Source organism: Phyllobacterium sp. CCNWLW183 (assembly GCF_037203775.1).
Classification (GTDB): domain Bacteria; phylum Pseudomonadota; class Alphaproteobacteria; order Rhizobiales; family Rhizobiaceae; genus Phyllobacterium; species Phyllobacterium ifriqiyense.
The window spans coordinates 1-2,953 of the sequence record NZ_JBBCBN010000019.1; the positions used below are offsets into that span (position 1 = coordinate 1).

A 2,953-nucleotide genomic window follows, 5' to 3' on the forward strand; every position below is an offset into this window, starting at 1 on the left:
CAACAGGCGATTCCAACGTTGAAAGCTGACTGTCCAACATCGAAACCGGCATAAAATGACCCGTGCGCTTACCCATGTGCGATCGTAGAACCTCGACTTCGCCATCCAGGAAAATGAATGCAAGCGGTCCGCCAGCTTTCTCTCTCAAACGTTCGCGATAGCTTTTTTTCAAAGCTGAGCACGACACTACAAGCCCATTTTCAGCTTTGGCTAGTTCAATGCCAATTTTGTCGAGCCACGGCCAGCGGTCATCATCCGTCAATGGAATGCCGGAAGACATTTTTTCGACGTTATGTTCGGGATGAAGCGTATCGCCTTCCAAAAAAGGAAGCTTTAAGGCTTCGGCGATCGCAACTCCTACAGAGGTTTTTCCCGAACCGCTCACGCCCATTACTATAATGCGTATCATATTGAAGCTGTAATCCCGCCATCGATATGGATGACTTGCCCATTAACAAAGGACGAGGCATCACTTGCCAAGAATATTGCAGCGCCAACCAATTCTTCAACATTTCCCCATCGTCCTGCCGGGGTCCGTTTCTCCAGCCAAGTGGAGAACTCTGGATCATCGATCAATGCTTGATTCAATGGGGTTTTGAAGTAGCCGGGTGCGATAGCGTTGATTTGCAGACCATATTTCGCCCAATCCGTGCACATGCCTCGCGTCAAATTACGAACAGCGCCTTTCGTTGCTGTGTATGGCGCTATGGATGGCCGGGCCAGTTCACTCTGAACCGAAGCAATATTGATAATCTTGCCGCGGCCTCGCTTGATCATGTGTTGAGCAGCGCTCTGGCCTGCGTAGAAAACGCTCGAGATGTTTGTTTGCAGCAATTGCTGCCATTTATCATCCGGAAAATCCTCCAGGGGAGCACGAAATTGCATACCGGCATTATTGATGAGAATATCAATCGGACCGATCTCGGCCTCGATCTTATCAATCCCCGTCTTGACCGCACCAATATCGGTTACATCAAAATGCGAGGTATGCGCCTTATACCCCTCAGCACTGAGTTCGGTGACGGCTGCTGCAAGTTTTTCCCGGTTGCGGCCGTTGAGGACGACGGTCGCACCATATGATGCGAGACCTTTTGCCAAAGCGAAGCCGATACCTTGACTGGACCCAGTAACGAGCGCGAGGCGCCCCTCAAGATTAAACAATGAGTAGGGCATGTGGACGTTCCTCTTATTCGCTTCTTGTGAGCGGACGAATATTCCGGGGTGCTCGATAAGCTTAACTAGCAGTCCTTTACGCAGCATTCTACCCGGCCAATCAAGCTCCATATGGCCGAAAAGCCAAATGTTCTGGATTAACCGTTGAAACGCCTGTCTCCTATGGTATTGATTCAACTGAACAGAATGAAAGAACACAATCATGACATTGCACCAAAATCTGATCGACGGCGAATGGGCCGGTGGCGACGCCATTGCCAATATCAATCCTTCCAACACCAATGATGTGGTTGGGGAATATGCGAGAGCGACGGCTGAGGACACGTTACGGGCCATTGCTGCTGCAAAAGCGGCCTTTCCTGCTTGGGCGCGTTCTGGAATTCTCGAACGTCATGCAATCTTGCGCAAAACTGCAGATGAGATCACTGCCCGCAAGGATGAACTTGGCCGATTGCTCTCTCGGGAAGAAGGCAAGACACTGGCCGAAGGGATTGGTGAAACTTTGCGTGCAGCGCAAATCTTCGACTTCTTTGCCGGAGAAGTGTTGCGGCTTGCAGGCGAAGTTTTGCCAAGTGCTCGTCCGAATATCGGTGTTGAAATTACGAGAGAACCGGTTGGCGTTGTCGGCATCATCACCCCGTGGAATTTCCCCATTGCGATTCCTGCCTGGAAGATTGCACCTGCTTTGGCTTATGGAAATACTGTTGTGTTTAAGCCAGCGGATCTCGTACCGGGCTGCTCTTGGGCAATTGTTGATATCCTCCATCGTTCGGGTCTACCAAAGGGTGTGCTTAATCTTGTCATGGGCAAGGGTTCAGTTGTAGGGCAGACAATTCTCGACAGCGCCGATGTCAATGCGATCACTTTCACCGGATCTGTCGGTACGGGAAAACGCGTCGCTGCAGCATCAATTGAGCATATGCGCAAATTCCAGTTGGAGATGGGCGGTAAAAATCCATTTGTTGTTCTGGATGATGCCGAGCTTAACGTCGCGGTCGACGCCGCTGTAAATAGTGCGTTTTTCTCAACCGGTCAGCGTTGCACAGCGTCTTCTCGAATCATTGTCACCGAGGGCATCCATGATCGATTCGTTGCTGCTGTTTCGGAAAAACTGAAAACCATCATAGTTGATGATGCTTTGAAGGCGGGGACGCATATTGGCCCCGTTGTCGATGCGAGCCAGCTCAAGCAGGATGAAGATTATATTGCTATCGGTCAAAAAGAGGGTGCAAAGCTCGCTTTTGGCGGCGAACGGCTGACACGGGATAATCCCGGCTTCTATCTGCAGCCCGCTTTGTTTACGGAAGCGACGAATCAAATGCGTATTTCTCGCGAAGAAATATTTGGTCCTGTCGCCAGTGTCATCCGCGTCAAGGATTATGAAGAGGCGCTGCATACAGCAAATGATACGCCTTTTGGCCTCTCATCGGGCATTGCGACGACGAGCCTGAAGCATGCGACTCATTTCAAACGCAATGCGGAAGCTGGGATGGTCATGGTTAACCTGCCCACTGCCGGTGTTGATTTCCATGTGCCTTTCGGCGGACGTAAGGGATCAAGTTATGGCCCTCGTGAGCAGGGCAAATACGCTGCCGAGTTTTATACGACGGTGAAAACCGCCTATACGCTGGCCTGATCCTCGTCGCAGGATCTATGTGAATGTTAAAGGGGCGTTGCGCAGGCAGCGCCCCTTGTTTTTTGCCCTACATTTTGTTGAGTTATCCCCAGGGATTGGGATTTGTTTTATAAAAGTTAGATTTTGGGGATTTTTTTGAGAAAG

3 protein-coding genes are annotated in these 2,953 nt (G+C 50.5%); 1 reads left to right on the forward strand and 2 read right to left on the reverse strand.

All coding sequences use genetic code 11. The features are described 5' to 3' along the window. Together V9K95_RS23625 and V9K95_RS23630 are read right to left on the reverse strand one after the other, a co-directional pair. The coding region (locus V9K95_RS23625) for a gluconokinase (RefSeq protein WP_336442417.1) at positions 1-409 on the reverse strand (409 nt) is incomplete at its 3' end. Further along, entirely contained in the window at positions 406-1,173 is a 768-nt protein-coding gene (locus V9K95_RS23630; RefSeq protein WP_336442418.1) for an SDR family oxidoreductase, read from the reverse strand. The genes V9K95_RS23630 and V9K95_RS23625, both read right to left, overlap by 4 nt. Before the next feature lie 202 nt (positions 1,174-1,375). Between V9K95_RS23630 and V9K95_RS23635 the strand changes: the two genes are divergently transcribed. Then, a complete protein-coding gene (locus tag V9K95_RS23635) occupies positions 1,376-2,809 on the forward strand; it encodes an aldehyde dehydrogenase family protein (RefSeq protein ID WP_115055868.1) in 1,434 nt (477 codons plus the stop codon). The last annotated feature ends 144 nt before the right edge of the window (positions 2,810-2,953 follow it).

Coding starts and splice junctions, on each gene's coding strand:
- V9K95_RS23635 (WP_115055868.1), top strand. CDS start 1,376: ATGACATTGCACCAAAATCTGATCGACGGCGAATGGGCCGGTGGCGAC.
- V9K95_RS23630 (WP_336442418.1), bottom strand. CDS start 1,173: ATGCCCTACTCATTGTTTAATCTTGAGGGGCGCCTCGCGCTCGTTACT.